This is a genomic window from Dyadobacter sp. HNCC25DJ183, assembly GCF_056895175.1.
The window spans coordinates 526,286-543,736 of record NZ_JBXHAP010000001.1; the positions used below are offsets into that span (position 1 = coordinate 526,286).

Below are 17,451 nucleotides of genomic sequence, written 5' to 3' on the forward strand. Positions count from 1 at the left end.
ACTGATAAAATCTAACCTCTTCTTAATTACTTTTTATGACAAAACTCTACAATGTTCTATTTTCTGCGCTACTCCTGATCTTTTTTCAAAGTCGGGCACAGGCGCAACTAATTTACCTGGTTGACGCAGGCAAAACAGGCAATACAACTGCCACTGGCGTCGGCTCAGTAGATGCGGCTGCATGGGAAAATGCAGTAGGTTCACTTCGGGTTGCTATTACCGTCGCAAACGCCGGTGATGAAATATGGGTTAAGGGCGGAACTTACGAGACTGTCCCGTATAACCCTTTCGTATTGAAAGAAGGTGTCAAATACTATGGACACTTTACTGGCAACGAAACCCAGGTTTCACAGAGAAACCTGCAAAGCGAATCCAGCATCACGCAAGTTGTTGGCCAGGACTATGGGACCTTCGTAGGAAGGGATATCACTAATGCAACCGTACTCGATGGATTCAAGATGACGAGAAACCAGAACAGTCCTCAGGGTCAGGGATTCTCTTTGGAAAATGCATCACCAATCATCAGAAATTGTCTTTTCGAACAACTAAGCAGTTCAACGCCACAAAGTGGGATTATTGTGACAAACGGGTCTCCGGTGATTGACAACTGTGTATTCCGCTCCAACACTGGAACTAGCGGCGGCTTGCTTATCATGTCTGGCACTTCTCCCACAATCACCAATTCGACTTTTGAAAATAATAATGGCACCATAGTAAGTATTGACAATTCCAATCCCGTTTTTACAAGCTGCCTTTTTACCAACAATAATGGCACTTCGATAGACAGCCACGCAAACTCCTCATCTACAATTACGGGATGTAAATTTTTGAATAATTCGTACACAGCCATATCGGCAGCACAATCATCCGTTACACTTTACAGCTCCGTTATTAGCGGCAACACCGCGTCAAGATCTGCGGGCGGAATCCGCGGCTCTATATCGTCTACAATTACACTTTTTGACTGCCTGATAGAGAACAACACGAGCACAGAGGATGTGGGAGGCGGCATCGCCAGTTACGCAACATTAAATATGACAAACTGCGTTGTTACCGGGAACAGCGCACCACAGGGTTCAGGTGGAGGAATTTACTGGTACAAGCGGGATGACAGCGCAAGTATGTCTATGATCAACTGTGTCATTTCAAGAAATTCTGCAGGTAGTGCTGGCGGAATGTTTGGCGCGCAATTACTTAAAAATTCAATCATCTGGGGTAACGCGGCGAGATTAGCGGATAGCAATGTATTTTTTATTGATGCTCCTGAAGTTGTAAACAGTATTATCGCGAACGGGTACGAAGGAGAAGGTCGCATTGATGTCAATCCGCAATTTGTTAACATAGACAATCCGAAAGGGAATGATGGCGTCTTTGGAACAGCTGATGACGGTTTGCGGCTTCAAAGCTGCAGTCAGGCTATCGATGCAGGTACAAACGAAGGTGTCACAGCGACTACAGATGCAGGTGGTGCGCCGCGTATTTACAATTCGACCATTGACATAGGTGCCTACGAATTCAATGGATCCCGCACGATCATCCCGAACATTATAGCCGAGGGACCTGCATCCTTTTGTGAAGGGGGCAGCGTGGTACTTCGGGCACCGGAAGGTTTTGGCGGCAATTACCAATGGAACCCTGGCGGTAGCACCGATTCGAGGCTAACCGTCACCACAGCCGGATCTTACACAGTTACGCTTACCACAGGCGAAGGATGCGTAACTACATCTGCGCCTTTTGTGGTAACTACAACTGAGGCACCCGCGACACCATTGATCGCCGGAGAAGCATCGCGTGAAATTTGTCCTGACGGTAGCACCACGCTGGCACTTTCAAACCAAGAAATAGAAAACTGGACTCAAAAGGCTGCTTTCGGCGGTGCCGAACGGCGCCAGGCAATTTCCTTTACTATTGGAAACAAAGGATATACCGGAACAGGAGTCGCGCCCGACAGAACCAACCTGCGTGACTTCTGGGAATATGATCCTGCTACCGACAGCTGGACGCAAAAAGCTGATTTTACCGGATCCCCGCGCAGTGTAGCTGCTGCTTTTGCCGTGGGTGGTTACGGCTATGTAGGTACCGGTTATAATGGTGACCAGACCAAAGATTTCTTCCAATATGATCCTGCCGCCAATGCCTGGACCCAAAAAGCTGATTTTGGTGGCGCAAAGCGCTACAAAGCAACCGGATTCAGCATTGGAAATAAAGGTTACATAGGATTTGGCTTAACCCCATCGGGTTACGACGATGATTTGTGGGAGTATGATCCTGCCACAGACAGCTGGACTGAAAAAGCCTCCATTCCAGGCGGTGGAAGGGAAGCCGCAGCGGCTTTCAGCATGGGTGGCGCTGCTTACGCCGGAACGGGTTTTCGGAATGGATCTGTGTTGGCGGATTTTCACAAGTACGATCAGGCAACCAATTCCTGGGAAACAATAGCGGACTTTGCAGGAGGAGGCCGACAGTATGCAGCAACTTTTGCCATTGGTAATAAAGGCTATATGGGTGCCGGAATAAGCCCATCGGGAAATGTGGGAGACTTCTGGATGTACGATCCGGCTGCAAACACCTGGAACCAAAAACTTGCATTCCCAAGTGGGGAGACTTTGATGTCACCTGGTTTCGTAGTCGATGAAAAAGCGTTTCTCCCTGTTCGTACAAACGCATTTTACGAATATACGGATGGTGAAAACTATACGTGGAGCAACGGAAAAACCACCCCTTCCATTACAGTGTCCGCGTCTGGTACTTACACGGTAACCGCCACGAATGCATCGGGATGTACTGCTACATCAGCAGCTACAAGTGTTACAGTCTTTGAATATCCTTCCGAAGAAGTATTGGTAGTTACGCAACCGTCCTGCTCAAAAGCGACCGGCTCTATTACGGTTGATCCCGGCAATGCAGCTGCTACCGGCTACACCTATAAAATCGGTGAAGGTGAATTCCAGTCGACAGCTGATTTTCAGGACCTCGCACCCGGTACATATCAGGTGCAAATCAAAAACAGCATCGGCTGCCTCACTACTGCATCCGTTACCATTAATGCACAGCCGGAAGGCACCACAATTCCTGTTATCACAGCCGGTGGCCCCACTACATTCTGCGCGGGTGGAGAGGTTACATTGTCAGCGCCGGAAGGATACAGTGCATATACCTGGAATCCTGCCGGAGGCAATTCATCCTCCGCTATGGTAAGCACAACAGGCAATTATACGGTGACCGTCACCAATTCGGCAGGTTGTACAGCCACATCCGCGCCCATTATTGTGACCGTTTCAAACTATCCTGTAATTGAGGCAACTATAACACAGCCCACCTGCACCGAGAGAACCGGTACCATTACCGCATCAACCGATCAGGATGGTAGTGAAGAGATACTATACACACTAGATGACGGAGAGTACTACACCGAGAACGTGTTTCCAAACCTCGCACCTGGTACCTACGTCATTTATGTGGTAAATGAGGCGCGCTGCCTTAGTACAAAAGAAGTAACGGTCCTTGCTCCGGAGCCTGTAATTACCACGTCAGGAGCAACCGGTTTCTGCGTCGGCGGTAGTGTCGTACTCTCTGCACCGGCAGGATTTGCTTCGTACAGCTGGAATCCGGGCGGCGCAACTTCATCTTCCATTACAGCTACATCGCAGGGAGATTACACAGTGACGGTTACGGACGGAAGTGGCTGCTCCATGACGTCGAAACCAACCCGAGTTCTTGTCGGCTTACCTGTGATGTATGTGGATAAAAATGTAACTACGCCGGGAGACGGAAGCAGCTGGGCAAATGCACTGGCATCTTTCAGCGACGCCGTTTTTATGGCAAAAAACATCAGCTGTGTATCTGAAATCCACGTAGCACAAGGTACCTACTACCCTACCAGCGACACGAACCGGGATAGCACATTTACCTTTTACAGGGGAGGTATTAAAGTTTACGGCGGATACCCTACCGGCGGAGGTACTCGGAACATTGCCGCCAACCCTACCATTCTCAGCGGAGATATCGGCGTGTCGGGCGATAAAGCAGATAATAGCTTCCACGTCGCTACCATTGCGGGCCTGAATGCCGCTTCGGACAGTCTCGTTATTGACGGATTTTCCTTTCAGGATGGCAATGCAGATGACCCAAACAAATCTGCATCCTACAATGGCGAAACGTTCCCACAGTCCAGCGGCGGTGCAATTATGGCGATTTCGAACCCGAATTTTGACAAGCTTCTTCTCGCCAACTGCCGTTTCACTAACAACTCCGTCGCGGTAAGCGGCGGTGCTATCATAACGACAGACACACGTATAACCATCAGGAGTTGTTACTTTGCTGATAACTCTGCGCAGTCTGGCGCGGCAATTCTCACTTCAACTTACAATGGCTCGCCAGTAGGCCGCTTGCGGATTGAAAATTGCGTTTTTACCTCCAACTCATCTACCTACCTGGCTGGTGCTGTCGGCGTAGTACAAACCCCGACCGAGATCAGCAACAGCTTATTTAATGGAAATTCAGGCGGAGCCCTGGGAGGCGCATTCATTTCTTCGTCCGGAGCCGCGAAGATTACGGGATCTGTTTTCGAAAACAACACAGCGGAAAATGGCGGCGCCCTGCTGCAGTTGTCGGGTCAGCTTGATCTGATCAACAATACATTCCATTCCAATACTGCAAGTGCCAGCGGTGGTGTGCTGTACGCGCAGCTTGCTGCAGCTACACTGTATAATAACATTCTGTGGGGAAATCAGGCAGCACAAAGTGCTAACAATAACTTTTTTCTTTACGCAGGGTCATTCACTGGCAGCAACAACATCATACAAGGCGTGCCGCTTGACAATGGGGATGACAGCCCTGATCCGCTTTTTGTAAACCCGGCCCAGCCAGCAGGTGCTGACCTGATTTTTGGCACAGCCGATGATGGACTTCGCCTGCAGCTTTGCAGTCCGGCGATTAATGCAGGTAATGCAACTTACCTGCCTTCGGGTATAACCACCGACTTGTCAGGAGGCGCACGCATCCTGGGTGGCAGCGTTGATATAGGCGCTTATGAATACCAGGGCAACGCATCGGGATCGGAGCTTCTTGCTAGTGATGAAGCCGTTTCAACCAAGAACGTAGCAAGCGGAGAAGCGGCGATACTCAATGCCGACGGTTCGGAATGCCAGATCATCGCAACGGTACAATCCACCGGTGACGCGCCGGTTTCGGGCAGCATTACTGCCAGAATCTGGATCGAAAGCGACCAGCCAGGCCAGTATGTAAAACGGCATTATCAGATCGCACCTGCCGTAAATGCTGACAATGCAACTGCGCGCGTCACGCTTTATGCGACCGACGAAGAGTTCAATGCATTCAACACGCAAAGTCCGGCACCTCCTATACTCCTCCCTTTAAGCACGGACAGTGACGAAGTGAAAGCACAGCGCATTGCCAATCTGCGGATTGAAAAACGGAGCGGAACCAGCAACAACGATACAGGCTTACCCGACAGTTATGACGGCATAGCTGTCAACATCGATCCCGCCGACGAATCCATTGTATGGAATGCAGCAGCCCAGCGCTGGGAGATCACTTTCGATGTAACAGGTTTCAGCGGCTTCTTTATCAAAACACAATCGAGTGCGCTTCCCGTACATTGGATTTCCGTCAGGGCGTCGCTCAATGTAGAAAGTCAGCCGATCATTTCCTGGAAAGTGCAGGAAACCGACGTAGCATCCTACTCCATTCACAAAAGCGTGGACGCAAGGCGTTACGAAATAATCGGCCAGGTGCAAGGTATCGGTGACGGAATGCATGAATACCGGTTCAATGAAGCTTTGCCACTGACAGGAACAGCTTACTACCGCATCAGCCAGACTGATCTTGACGGGACTACCACTTTCAGCAAGATCGTCACATTGAGCAGCGAAACTATGCCTGACCCATCTTCGGTATACCCTGTTCCAGCCAGGAAAGATGTCATTCTGATGGTTAAAAAAGTGGTAAAAGAAGATGAAACGCTCACGCTGACAGACCTTGCCGGCAGAAGTCTGCAAGTGCAAAAGCTGCAAACAGGCGCCAACAAAATTGACATAAGCAACCTGCAAATGGGCATTTACCTGATCAGGACAACAGGCGGCGAAGTCTTTAAAATCATCAAGGAATAATTTCGCTCAACGTTCACAATCCCCTCCTCTCCCCGCAAACCGTTGGTTTGCGGGGTTTTGTTTTGGCTGTTGGCTACTAGCTGTTAGCTGTTGGCCGTTAGCTATTGGCTGTCAGCTAAGGGCTAATCGCTAACTGCTAATAGCTAACAGCTGTTGGGGCTTTTCGAACCTTGATGTCCTTTGGCACCTTTTTATTAGGAGTTTTTAAAACAACTTGTAACACGTGAATACCCTATGAAAAAGACACTCCAAATAGCAAACATAGTTGCGCTGCTTGTTACGATTTTTGTCAATTACCTATCAAATACAGGCGTTTTTAATGGAAATACAATGGCAAGCGTTTCCGGCGAATACCAGAATCTTTTTACACCCGCCGGCTACGCATTTTCAATCTGGGGACTCATTTACATTAGTCTGGCCGGGTTCATTGTTTACCAGAGCCGCGGCCTTTTTAACAACAAACAACCAGATCACGATGTGGCGAATATCGGCTGGCTTTTTGTACTTACCTGTGTGGCCAATTGCCTCTGGATCATTGCCTGGCTTTATGATTATACAGGCGTTTCGGTGCTGATTATGTGCGCATTGCTGTTTTTCCTGAGCCAGATCATTCTCAATACAAGAATGGAAATGGAGCTGATTTCATTTAAAAAAGTGGCATTGCTATGGTGGCCGTTTGCATTGTATACCGGCTGGATTCTGCTTGCATTGGTTGCTAATGTAGCCGCTTTCCTGACCAAGATCGAATGGAACCGTTTCGGACTCTCCGAGGTGACCTGGACACTCATTATGATCACCGTTGCCGGGCTCGTGTACCTTTATCTTACCTGGACGCGTAACCTGCGGGAATCGGCTATGGTAGGGATTTGGGGGCTGATCGCGGTGGCGGTTGCCAACTGGGACAATGAACAGACCATCGCTTATTACGCGATCGCGATGTCGGTCATTTTGTTTATCAGCAATGGAATTCATGGTTATCAAAACAAGGGACGTGCGTTTGTGCTGCCTAACGGGAAGTCGATGTAATTCCTGACCAAAATCATTTTCTGGCATAAGGCCCGTCAGCCACTTCCTTTGCGTGATGCTCCAATTTTGTTCTGGTAAAAAAGAAGACCATGAGCAAATCCGTAATGGAGCCACCACATGAAGTGGCTGAAAAACATACCTGCTATCACTGCGGGGAAGATCTTAAAAGCGAAGTTATCTTTCTGGACGAGCACGAATTCTGCTGTGAAGGTTGCTCTGTAGTATACGATCTGTTGAAAGAAAATGACCTTTGCGACTATTACGCCATCGACGGCTCACAAGGTATATCTCCCGGTAATTCCTTTTTTGATGGTAAATATGATTACCTGGATTTACCCGAGGTAACCACTAAAATTCTCGAATTTACCGATGGGAAACTTTCCTGTGTCAACTGGCATATTCCCAAAATGCATTGCAGCTCCTGCATCTGGCTGCTGGAACAGCTTTACCGGTTCAACCCGGCGATCCGTAGCTCGGTAGTCAATTTCCCCGAAAAGAAGCTTCGCATTACATTTGATTCAACCAAAATAAAACTAAGTGAGCTTGCCGCCGTGATCACACGCGTGGGCTACGAACCTTACATCAGCCTCAACGATCTGGAAGGGAAACGGATCCGGCAATGGAACCGCATTAAACTGTACAAAATCGGTATCGCGGGATTTGCTTTCGGCAATATCATGATGCTGAGCTTCCCCGAATATTTCCACCTCAGCTCCTCCTCTATTGACCAGGATCTGCGCAAAACGTTCAGCTATATGAATGTGGCGCTGAGCCTGCCTGTTCTGTTCTATTGCGCGGCAGACTTTTTCAAATCGGCCTGGAATGCATTGAAAGGCAAATACATGAACATCGAAGCGCCGATCGCATTGGCACTGATATGCATTTTCCTGACCAGCCTCTACCAGATTTTCACTGAAACCGGGCCGGGTTACCTCGACTCTTTTGCGGGTGCGATCTTCTTCATGCTCGTCGGCCGCTTTTTTCAGGATAAAACCTACGCGGGTATTGCATTCGACCGGGATTACAAATCCTACTTTCCCATTGCGGTTTCAGTTTTAAATAATGGTACCGAAACGCGTACACCTATTACCGATCTCAAAAAGGGTGACCAGCTGCTGGTGCGCAACCAGGAACTGATCCCCGCCGACGCGGTACTCCTCAGCGCAGAAGCTTTGATCGATTACAGTTTCGTGTCAGGCGAAGCAGAACCTTTGCGCCGTAAAAAGGGCGATACCATTTACGCAGGCGGCAAACAAACCGGACCTTCTATTGAGCTCGAAGTACTGCGCGAGGTTTCTCAAAGCTACCTTACCCAGCTCTGGAACAATGATACCTTCGGCCGCGAAAAAGAGGATCAGAACAATACACTGGCCGCCCGGATCAACCGATACTTTTCACCAACCGTACTGGTAATTGCCTCACTTACCTTTCTGTTCTGGTACTTTATAAATGACAATCCCGAAACTGCATTCCGTGCATTCACTACCTGTTTGCTGGTAGCTTGTCCATGCGGACTGGTCTTTTCTTCCACGTTCACCAATGGAAACCTGGTTGCATTGTTTGGCAAAAACCGTTGTTACCCCAAAAACTCCGACGCCATTGAACGTTTATCAAAGATCGATACCGTGGTTTTTGATAAAACAGGCACTATTACCAAGTCGAGCGAAGTGGAGATTGCATTTGTGGGGGACGACTTGTCGCCGGAAGAAATGGTGATCGTCAAAACAGTTGCTGCACAATCCTCACACCCGCTGAGCCGCGTTATCGTTGATTTTTTGTCAGAGGTAAAAGCGAGCCGCAGGGGCTTAATGGGGTACCAGGAAGTACCGGGCGCAGGGATTAGTTGTCAGTGGGGAGACCAGGAAGTGAGACTGGGTTCAGCCCAATGGGTTGGACTTCAAAAAACGGAAGCGACCGCGGGATCATCACAGGTATTTGTATCTATTGACCGGCAGGTACCGGGTTATTTTTTGGTCAAAAGCAAATACAGGGCTAACCTGCCGCTCACGATCTCCAAACTGCAAAGCAAAGGTTTTGACACCTACCTGCTTTCAGGCGACAAACCCACCGACCAGGATTTTCTCGCGCCTGTCTTTGGAAATAAATCCAACTTGTTATTTGAACAAAAACCCGAAGAGAAACTGCAGTTCATCCGGCATTTGCAGGAAACAGAAAAAAAGAATGTACTCATGGTAGGCGACGGCCTCAACGACGCCGGTGCATTGCGCCAGAGTAATGTAGGTGTTGCCGTTTCGGACGACATCAACAACTTCTCGCCCTCCTGCGACCTGATCCTGGAAGGTAACCGCCTTGCTCTGCTGCCCGCCTACATCAAGCTTGCAAAAGCCGGTCAGAACATAATTAAAGCTAGTTTTGGTATTTCGGTGGTCTACAATGTGTTCGGACTTTCGCTAGCGATCGGCGGACAGCTTTCACCTGTGATCGCCGCAATCCTGATGCCCGTCAGTCTGGTTACGATCGTCGCATTTACCACTTTCACCAGCAGCCGGGCAGCAGCACGATTGCTCAAAAACTGACCAAAGTCATGTGAATTGCTCCCGTGCGTCATCATTTAGCGAAGCCGCGCCCAGTAGTTTTGAACATCGGAATTAATCAAAATCACCACCGCCATGACAGCCATTTTCGTGATGCTAGCAGCCAGCTTATCCATCGCCATCGCCTTCCTGGGTGCATTCATCTGGTCCGTCAGAAAAGGACATTACGACGACGATTACACGCCATCGGTCCGCATCCTGATGGACGATAAAATGCCTGCTACCAAGAATAAAACCACATAAACGCATTACTAAATTTTACTTTACCAATGTCAAACGTTCCTCACGCTGATCTGGCTCAGGTTGAACTGGATGAGTTTCAATACGACAACCGCATCGTCCGCGACTTTGCCATCGCGACGATCCTATTCGGGTTAATCGGGATGCTCGTCGGGCTGCTCGCCGCTTTACAGCTCGTGTACCCCGACCTCAACATGGATTTACCTTTTCTGACATTCAGCCGGATCAGGCCGCTGCATACCAATGCGGTGATCTTCGCATTTGTCGGAAATGGATTTTTCACCGGTCTTTATTACTCCGCGCCACGTGTGTTGCGCACGCCGATGTGGAGCCCGGTACTGAGCCGCTTCCACTTCTGGGCCTGGCAGTTTATCATTCTCGCCGCAGCGATCACGCTGCCAATGGGCTTAACCACATCCAAAGAATACGCCGAGCTGGAATGGCCGATTGACGTGGCGATCGCGATCGTGTGGGTTTCTGCATTGATCAACCTGATCATGACCACGATCAACCGCCGTACCGAGCACATTTATGCGGCTGTTTGGTTTTACATTGCTTCTTTTGTCACCGTCGCCATGCTGCACGTGGTCAACAGCATCGCATTGCCGATCTCATTGTTCAAAAGCTACTCGGTATATGCCGGTGTGCAGGATGCATTGGTTCAATGGTGGTACGGCCACAATGCGGTCGCGTTCTTCCTGACTACGCCGTATCTGGGTTTGATGTATTATTTCCTCCCGAAAGCAGCCAACAGACCGATCTATTCATACCGGTTATCAATCGTTCACTTCTGGGCTTTGATCTTCCTGTACATCTGGGCTGGTCCGCACCACTTGCTTTACACTGCCTTACCTGAATGGGCACAAACCCTGGGAACCGTATTTTCAGTGATGCTGATCGCACCTTCATGGGGCGGGATGATCAATGGATTGATGACACTGCGCGGTGCCTGGGACAAAGTACGCGACGATGTAGTGCTCAAATTCATGGTAGTAGCGATCACCGCTTACGGTATGGCTACTTTCGAAGGCCCGATGCTTTCTTTCAAAAATGTAAATGCCATTGCCCACTATACCGACTGGATCGTAGCACACGTGCACGTAGGGGCGCTGGGCTGGAATGGCTTCCTTACTTTCGGGATTTTATACTGGCTTTTCCCACGCATATATAACAGACCGTTATACTCACAAAAGGCGGCCAACTTCCACTTCTGGATCGGTACGCTGGGTATCCTTTTCTATACTATTCCAATGTATTGGGCTGGCTGGGTACAGAGCTCCATGTGGAAAGAATTTACGCAGGAAGGACTTTTGAAATACCCTAACTTCCTGGAAACAGTTACTCAGCTTGCGCCGCTTTATTTCCTGCGGTCTGTGGGAGGCACCCTATATATTATCGGGTTTATAGTGATGATCTACAACCTCTGGATGACAGCGCTGAAAGGCAATCTGGTAGCAACTGAAACTGCAAAAGCAATGCCGCTCAACGCGATCTGGCATGCTGAAAAGAGCGAATACTGGCACCGCAGGCTGTTTGAACGCAAACCATTGGCGCTGACGATCTTCGCACTGGTAGCAGTGGCAATCGGCGGGATGATTGAGATGATCCCGACCTTTATGATCAAATCCAATGTACCTACTATTGCGGCAGTAAAACCTTATACGCCGCTGGAATTACAGGGACGCGATGTGTATGTCCGCGAAGGCTGCTACGTATGTCACACCCAGATGATCCGCCCGTTCCGTTCTGAAATTGAGCGTTATGGTGAGTACTCCAAGTCAGGCGAGTTCATTTACGATTACCCACACCAATGGGGTTCCAAGCGTACCGGCCCTGATTTGCACCGGATCGGCGGCAAGTATCCCGACTCGTGGCACTACAACCACATGGAAGACCCGACCACGATGTCACCGGGTTCCATTATGCCAAGATACGGCTGGCTACTTGAAAATGACCTGGATACCAGCACTACCGGAGCGAAGATCCGCGCCATGCAGACCCTGGGAGTACCCTACGCAAAAGGCTACGACAAACAGGCAAACGATGACCTGCACAAACAGGCCAAGCAAATCCAGGAAAACCTAAGCAAAAGCGGCATCAAAACCAGCGAAAACAAAGAGATCATAGCGCTGATCGCGTATTTGCAACGAATGGGGACGGATATTAAGGGCGAGAAATGATGTAGTCTTATCACCCTGAGCAAACCGCTCCCTTCGACCGCCCGGCGGCCCGGTCCGGTCAGGGTGACAAAGCTGATCATTCACTAACTCGCTCATTCAGTCATTCAAAATTCAATTACTGACTCAAAATGAAATTCAGAACTTACCTTGAAACCATAGCCGGGATCGGCATTTATCCGATGATCTCGCTGGTTATATTCTTCGTCTTCTTCCTCGCACTCCTGATTTTTGTTTTCAGGATCGATAAGAAATCGTTGTCCAAAATGGAAAGTATCCCGTTGCAGGATGGCGTGGTACGGAAGGGGATCTTGTCTGCATTGTTCTTTTTCCTGATCCAGACTACTGCTTCGGCAGCAGCGCCGGTGGATGAAATCCGGGCAATTTCAGGAATGGAAATCCTGCTGATCGTGCTGCTCGGCGTGCTCGTGTTCATCGCTGTCCTTGTTGTAGTCACATTGGGCAATGCGATCTCGCTTTTACAAAAAGTAAACAGGATCAAAAATCCCGAAGCTGCCGCAAAAGCGGATGCTACCAGCTGGTGGAAGAAGTTCGCCGGAATGGGCGTTTCGATCGGCGACGAGAAACACATTCTCATTGACGGGCACGATTACGACGGCATCCAGGAACTGGATAACCGCATGCCGCCCTGGTTGCAGTCACTGTTCCTGGGAACGATCGTCGTGGGTGTTGCATACGCGGCATTTTACTTCGGCGGACTGGGTGACAAGCAGCTCACAGAACTTGATAAGGAAATTGCGCAGGCGGAGGTTGAGAAAAAGGCTTACATGGAAAAAGTGGGCGCCTCACTGGACGAAAACACAGTGACCCAGCTGACAGAAGCGCCTGTGGTGGAACAAGGCAAGGCTATCTTCCAGGAGAAATGTACCGCCTGCCACGGTGTGGACGGTGGTGGCTCTGTGGGCCCTAACCTCACCGACGCATACTGGCTGCACGGAAGCGGCATTAAGAACCTGTTCAAAGTGATCAAGTACGGTGTTCCCGAAAAAGGGATGATCTCCTGGGAAAAACAGCTTTCACCCACAGATATTCAAAAAGTAGCCAGCTACGTGCTGACTTTAAAAGGTACCAAACCAGCCAATCCGAAAGAGCCGCAAGGCGAGATGATCTCGGACGAGCAGGTTGCAACTAACTGATTATGGAAGCCCGCGAATGGATTTATCCGCAAAAACCGACAGGTAAGTGGCAAACCCGCCGCACCTGGTTCACAATCGGCATACTTGTATTGCTTTTTGCCATGCCTTTTGTGAAAATAGACGGCCAGCCTGTGCTGCTGCTGAATGTTTTGGAAAGAAAATTCATCATTTTCGGAATCTTCATCGGGCCCCAGGATTATTGGTTGTTTGGTTTGATGATGTTGTCGTTCATGGTATTTATCGTACTTTTTACGACGGTGTTCGGCCGGTTATGGTGCGGCTGGGCTTGTCCTCAGACAGTGTTCATGGAAATGGTTTTCCGCAAGATCGAATATGCGATCGAAGGTGATGCCACCAAGCAGAAGCTGCTGAACAAAGCACCCTGGACTTCGGATAAAATCATCAAAAAAGGGACCAAGTACTTCCTTTTTCTGGTCATATCCTTCCTGATTGCCAACCTGCTGCTTTCCTATGTACTGGGTGTGGATGAGCTTTCAAAAGTAATTTCCGAACCGCTGGAAGATCACCTTACCCTGTTCGCCGGCATTGTAGCATTTACCGCCGTATTCTATTTCAACTTCGCGTGGCTCCGCGAGCAGGCTTGTACGGTAGTATGCCCTTACGGCCGCCTGCAAAGCGTGTTTATCGACCGTAATACCATTGCGGTAGCTTACGATCACGAGCGTGGGGAACAAAGGGGTAAGTTGCACAAAAACCAGGAACGCACAATCGGAGACTGTATTGATTGCCATCAGTGCGTAGCAGTTTGCCCGACCGGCATTGATATCCGTAACGGGCTACAAATGGAATGCGTCAACTGTACTGCCTGCATTGATGCCTGCGATTCGATCATGGACAAAGTGGGTTTTGAAAAGGGATTGATCCGGTACACTTCCGAGAATGCAATTGAAAACAAGACCAGAAAACTAATCACGCCGAGGGTAATCGGCTATGCCGCGATATTGCTCGTACTCTGGTCGGGACTGGGCTTTATGGTTGCTTCAAGAAGCGATACGCAAACCAGCCTGCTGCGCGCGCCGGGTACCCAGTACATTGAGAACCAGGACGGAACCATCAGCAACCTGTACACTTTCAAGATTTTTAACAAAACAAACAAACTGATCAAACCGACGATCAAACTGAAAGACCCGGCTGGAAAACTAATCTTCGCCGGCAACCCCGACCTCACCTTACAGCCCGCCGGAATGTCCGAAGGAACCGTATTCATCAACATGCCAAAATCAGCAATCACCCAAAGAAAGACAAAACTCTCACTGGCAGTCTATCAGAACGGAAAGCAGCTGGAAGGGTTTGAGACGATGTTTTTGGGAAGGTAGATTTGGCTGTCGGCTTTCGGCTTTCGGCCGTCGGCTTCAAACGATTACAGTCTGGTCCGACTTCGAATATTTGAAACAAGAGAAAAAAACACTAACAGCTAAAAGCCGATTGTCGACAGCTAACAGCTAACAGCCAAAAAACCATGAAAATCAACTACGCTACCGCTATTGTAACCCTTTATCTTGGCTTTGTGGCCATGATCATTGTGCTTGTGACTATGAGCATGAGCCAGAAGGTGGACCTTGTAACCGACAAATATTACGAAGAAGAACTCAGCTTTCAGGAGAAGATCGACAAGCGTGAACGCAGTGCTGCATTGCGGCAGCAGGTTAGCTGGCACGTTTCCGAGGAGGGTATCTCTATTTACTACCCCCAATCCATTCCCGACTCGGCGCTTTCAGGAAAGATCAGGCTGTACTGTCCGGCCGATGAGAATCATGACTTGACTATTCAGGTCAGTGCAAAAAACCACACGCAGCTGATCCCGGCATCAAGTGTAAAAGACGGCAGCTACCAACTGCAGATCGACTGGAAAAGCAGCGGGCAGACCTATTGGGACGAAGGCACCGTTTCTATCCGGCATTAAAACCAAAGACAAATCATGAACCCCGCACTTCCCTATCTGGCATTGACAATGGGCTTTATGAGCAGCTTTCACTGCATTGGTATGTGCGGGCCGATTGCGCTCGCATTGCCCGTTCAGGGCGGCAGTAAATGGCGGCAGCTTACGGCATTGATCGTCTACAACCTGGGCCGGATACTTACTTATGCGGCGCTGGGAGCTGTTATCGGACTGTTTGGTACTTCCCTCGCCTTTTTGGGTTATCTCAAATATTTGTCCGTATTCGCAGGCGCATTGATGCTGACTTACATGATCTGGCCCGCGCGCCTGAATGCAGCCATGCACGTTCCTTTGTTCTGGCAGCAATGGGTGGGCAGGATCCGGAGCAATATGTCAAAAGTGATCAGGAACAACCGCTTGAAAGGCCGGCTGATACTCGGCTTGCTGAACGGGCTGCTTCCCTGCGGCCTCGTATACCTCGCGCTGGTCAGCTCTGTCGCGACGGGCAGCTTTACCGGCGGCGCCATGTACATGCTGCTTTTCGGACTGGGTACCTTCCCTGCGATGATGCTCGTGGGTATTTTCAAAAACAGGATCAGCAGCACGGTCAGAACGAGATTACATCAGATTACCCCCATTATGATCGCCATTGCCGGCATCTGGCTCATCGCCCGTGGTCTTACAATCGATTACCCCACTTCCAAGCAGAACAAGTCCGAAATTCCGGTTTGTCACGGTAAGTAGCGCCTTGCAAAATACAGCGCAGACTGGCAAAGGTTAGTCGCGCAACTGACATTCGTCATGTTTTTGCCCGGGCCGCCCTCCTAATTTTGATAGGCAATCAATCAGGAAAAAAACAACTTGTCATGGATAAGGATTTGCTTTTCAAATACAATACGGCAGGGCCAAGATATACCAGCTACCCTACTGTTCCCTACTGGCAGGAAACGCCGCCAACCCAGGCTGAATGGATGAACTTCGTCAAAGATTCATTTGCTGTTTCGAACAAAAAAGAAGGGATCAGCATCTATATACACCTTCCGTTTTGCGAAAGCCTCTGCACGTACTGCGGCTGCAACACCAGAATTACTATCAACCACGCCGTTGAAGCAAAATACATCCAGGCTGTACTGAAAGAATGGGAAATGTACTTTTCTGTTTTCGGGGACGAAAAACCTGTGATCCGCGAATTGCACCTGGGCGGCGGTACCCCTACTTTTTTCAGCCCTGAAAACCTTCGGAAGCTGATACTCGGTGTGCTCGCAAATGCGGAAGTGCACCCGGATGCGCAGTTCAGCTTTGAGGCGCACCCCGGCAATACCACGGACGAACATCTGCAAACCTTGTATGAAGTAGGTTTCAGAAGGATCAGCATTGGTGTGCAGGATTTTAACCCGCTCGTGCTCGCTGTAATCAACCGCCAGCAGACTTACGAACAGGTAAAGCACCTTACTATCAAGTCGCGCGAGATTGGCTATACTTCGGTTAACTACGATATCGTGTACGGATTACCGTTGCAGAAATCGTGTTACATGATGGAAACAATGCTGAAAGTGATACAGCTCCGTCCCGACCGCATTGCATTTTACAGCTACGCCCACGTGCCCTGGATCAAACCGGGACAGCGCAAATACACCGAAGCCGACCTGCCCGATCCGGACAAGAAAATGGCGATTTACGAAACCGGCCGGAATGCGCTGGAACTGATCGGATACAAGGATATTGGAATGGACCATTTTGCATTGCCAACCGACAGCCTTTACGAAGCCCAGCAGGAAGGCAGGCTGCACCGGAATTTCATGGGTTATACCGATACGCGCACGCAGCTGCTGATCGGTTTGGGTGCATCGTCGATCAGCGACAGCTGGTGGGGATATGTGCAGAATGAGAAGAAAATTGAAGATTACTATAAAAGGATCGACGCAGGTGAGCTGCCTATTACAAAGGGACACGCGCTTTCCCGCGAAGACCTGATCCTGCGCCGCCATATATTGAGGTTAATGACCGAATTTGAAACATCCTGGACCCAATCCAGTGAAGTTTGCAATGAAATTTTTCTCGCAGCCGAGCGCCTTTCCGAAATGGAATTTGATGAGCTGGTTGAATTTACACCCTTGCATTTGAAGGTTACGGAAAAGGGAAAACCCTTTGTCAGAAACATTTGCATGGCATTTGACGCGCGGCTCTGGGCCAAAAAGCCGGAAGCCGACCTGTTTAGCCAGACCGTCTGAATTTTCCCGAAAACATCATTCAGTATATTACAAT

The 17,451-nt window shown here is 49.4% G+C and carries 10 protein-coding genes; all 10 read left to right on the top strand.

Features of this window, described 5'->3' with window-relative positions; genetic code table 11:
* The first annotated feature begins 35 nt into the window (after window positions 1-35).
* Entirely contained in the window at window positions 36-6,131 is a 6,096-nt protein-coding gene (locus AC1XTG_RS02190; protein ID WP_484840829.1) for a right-handed parallel beta-helix repeat-containing protein, read from the top strand.
* Between the two features lie 234 nt (window positions 6,132-6,365).
* Entirely contained in the window at window positions 6,366-7,157 is a 792-nt protein-coding gene (locus AC1XTG_RS02195; RefSeq protein ID WP_484840830.1) for a tryptophan-rich sensory protein, read from the top strand.
* A gap of 89 nt (window positions 7,158-7,246) precedes the next feature.
* Window positions 7,247-9,694 (top strand): heavy metal translocating P-type ATPase, encoded by a 2,448-nt coding sequence (locus tag AC1XTG_RS02200; protein WP_484840831.1) that lies wholly within the window; start codon window positions 7,247-7,249, stop codon window positions 9,692-9,694.
* Window positions 9,695-9,787: 93 nt separating this feature from the next.
* A complete protein-coding gene (gene ccoS / locus AC1XTG_RS02205) occupies window positions 9,788-9,955 on the top strand; it encodes a cbb3-type cytochrome oxidase assembly protein CcoS (RefSeq protein WP_484840832.1) in 168 nt (55 codons plus the stop codon).
* A 26-nt stretch (window positions 9,956-9,981) separates the two neighbouring features.
* Complete coding sequence (gene ccoN / locus AC1XTG_RS02210; RefSeq protein WP_484840833.1) at window positions 9,982-12,132, top strand: cytochrome-c oxidase, cbb3-type subunit I; 2,151 nt, start codon at window positions 9,982-9,984, stop codon at window positions 12,130-12,132.
* Window positions 12,133-12,260: 128 nt separating this feature from the next.
* Entirely contained in the window at window positions 12,261-13,286 is a 1,026-nt protein-coding gene (locus AC1XTG_RS02215; RefSeq protein WP_484840834.1) for a c-type cytochrome, read from the top strand.
* A 2-nt stretch (window positions 13,287-13,288) separates the two neighbouring features.
* Window positions 13,289-14,623, top strand: a complete 1,335-nt coding sequence (gene ccoG, locus AC1XTG_RS02220; protein ID WP_484840835.1) for a cytochrome c oxidase accessory protein CcoG — start codon at window positions 13,289-13,291, stop codon at window positions 14,621-14,623.
* 143 nt (window positions 14,624-14,766) lie between these two features.
* The gene (locus AC1XTG_RS02225) at window positions 14,767-15,210 is read left to right on the top strand and encodes a FixH family protein (RefSeq protein ID WP_056287433.1); all 444 of its coding nucleotides are present in this window, start codon (window positions 14,767-14,769) and stop codon (window positions 15,208-15,210) included.
* 15 nt (window positions 15,211-15,225) lie between these two features.
* Window positions 15,226-15,930, top strand: coding sequence for a sulfite exporter TauE/SafE family protein (locus AC1XTG_RS02230; protein ID WP_229238678.1), 705 nt, complete (start codon window positions 15,226-15,228; stop codon window positions 15,928-15,930).
* A gap of 122 nt (window positions 15,931-16,052) precedes the next feature.
* Window positions 16,053-17,417, top strand: a complete 1,365-nt coding sequence (hemN, locus tag AC1XTG_RS02235) for an oxygen-independent coproporphyrinogen III oxidase (protein WP_056287432.1) — start codon at window positions 16,053-16,055, stop codon at window positions 17,415-17,417.
* Window positions 17,418-17,451 lie beyond the last annotated feature (34 nt).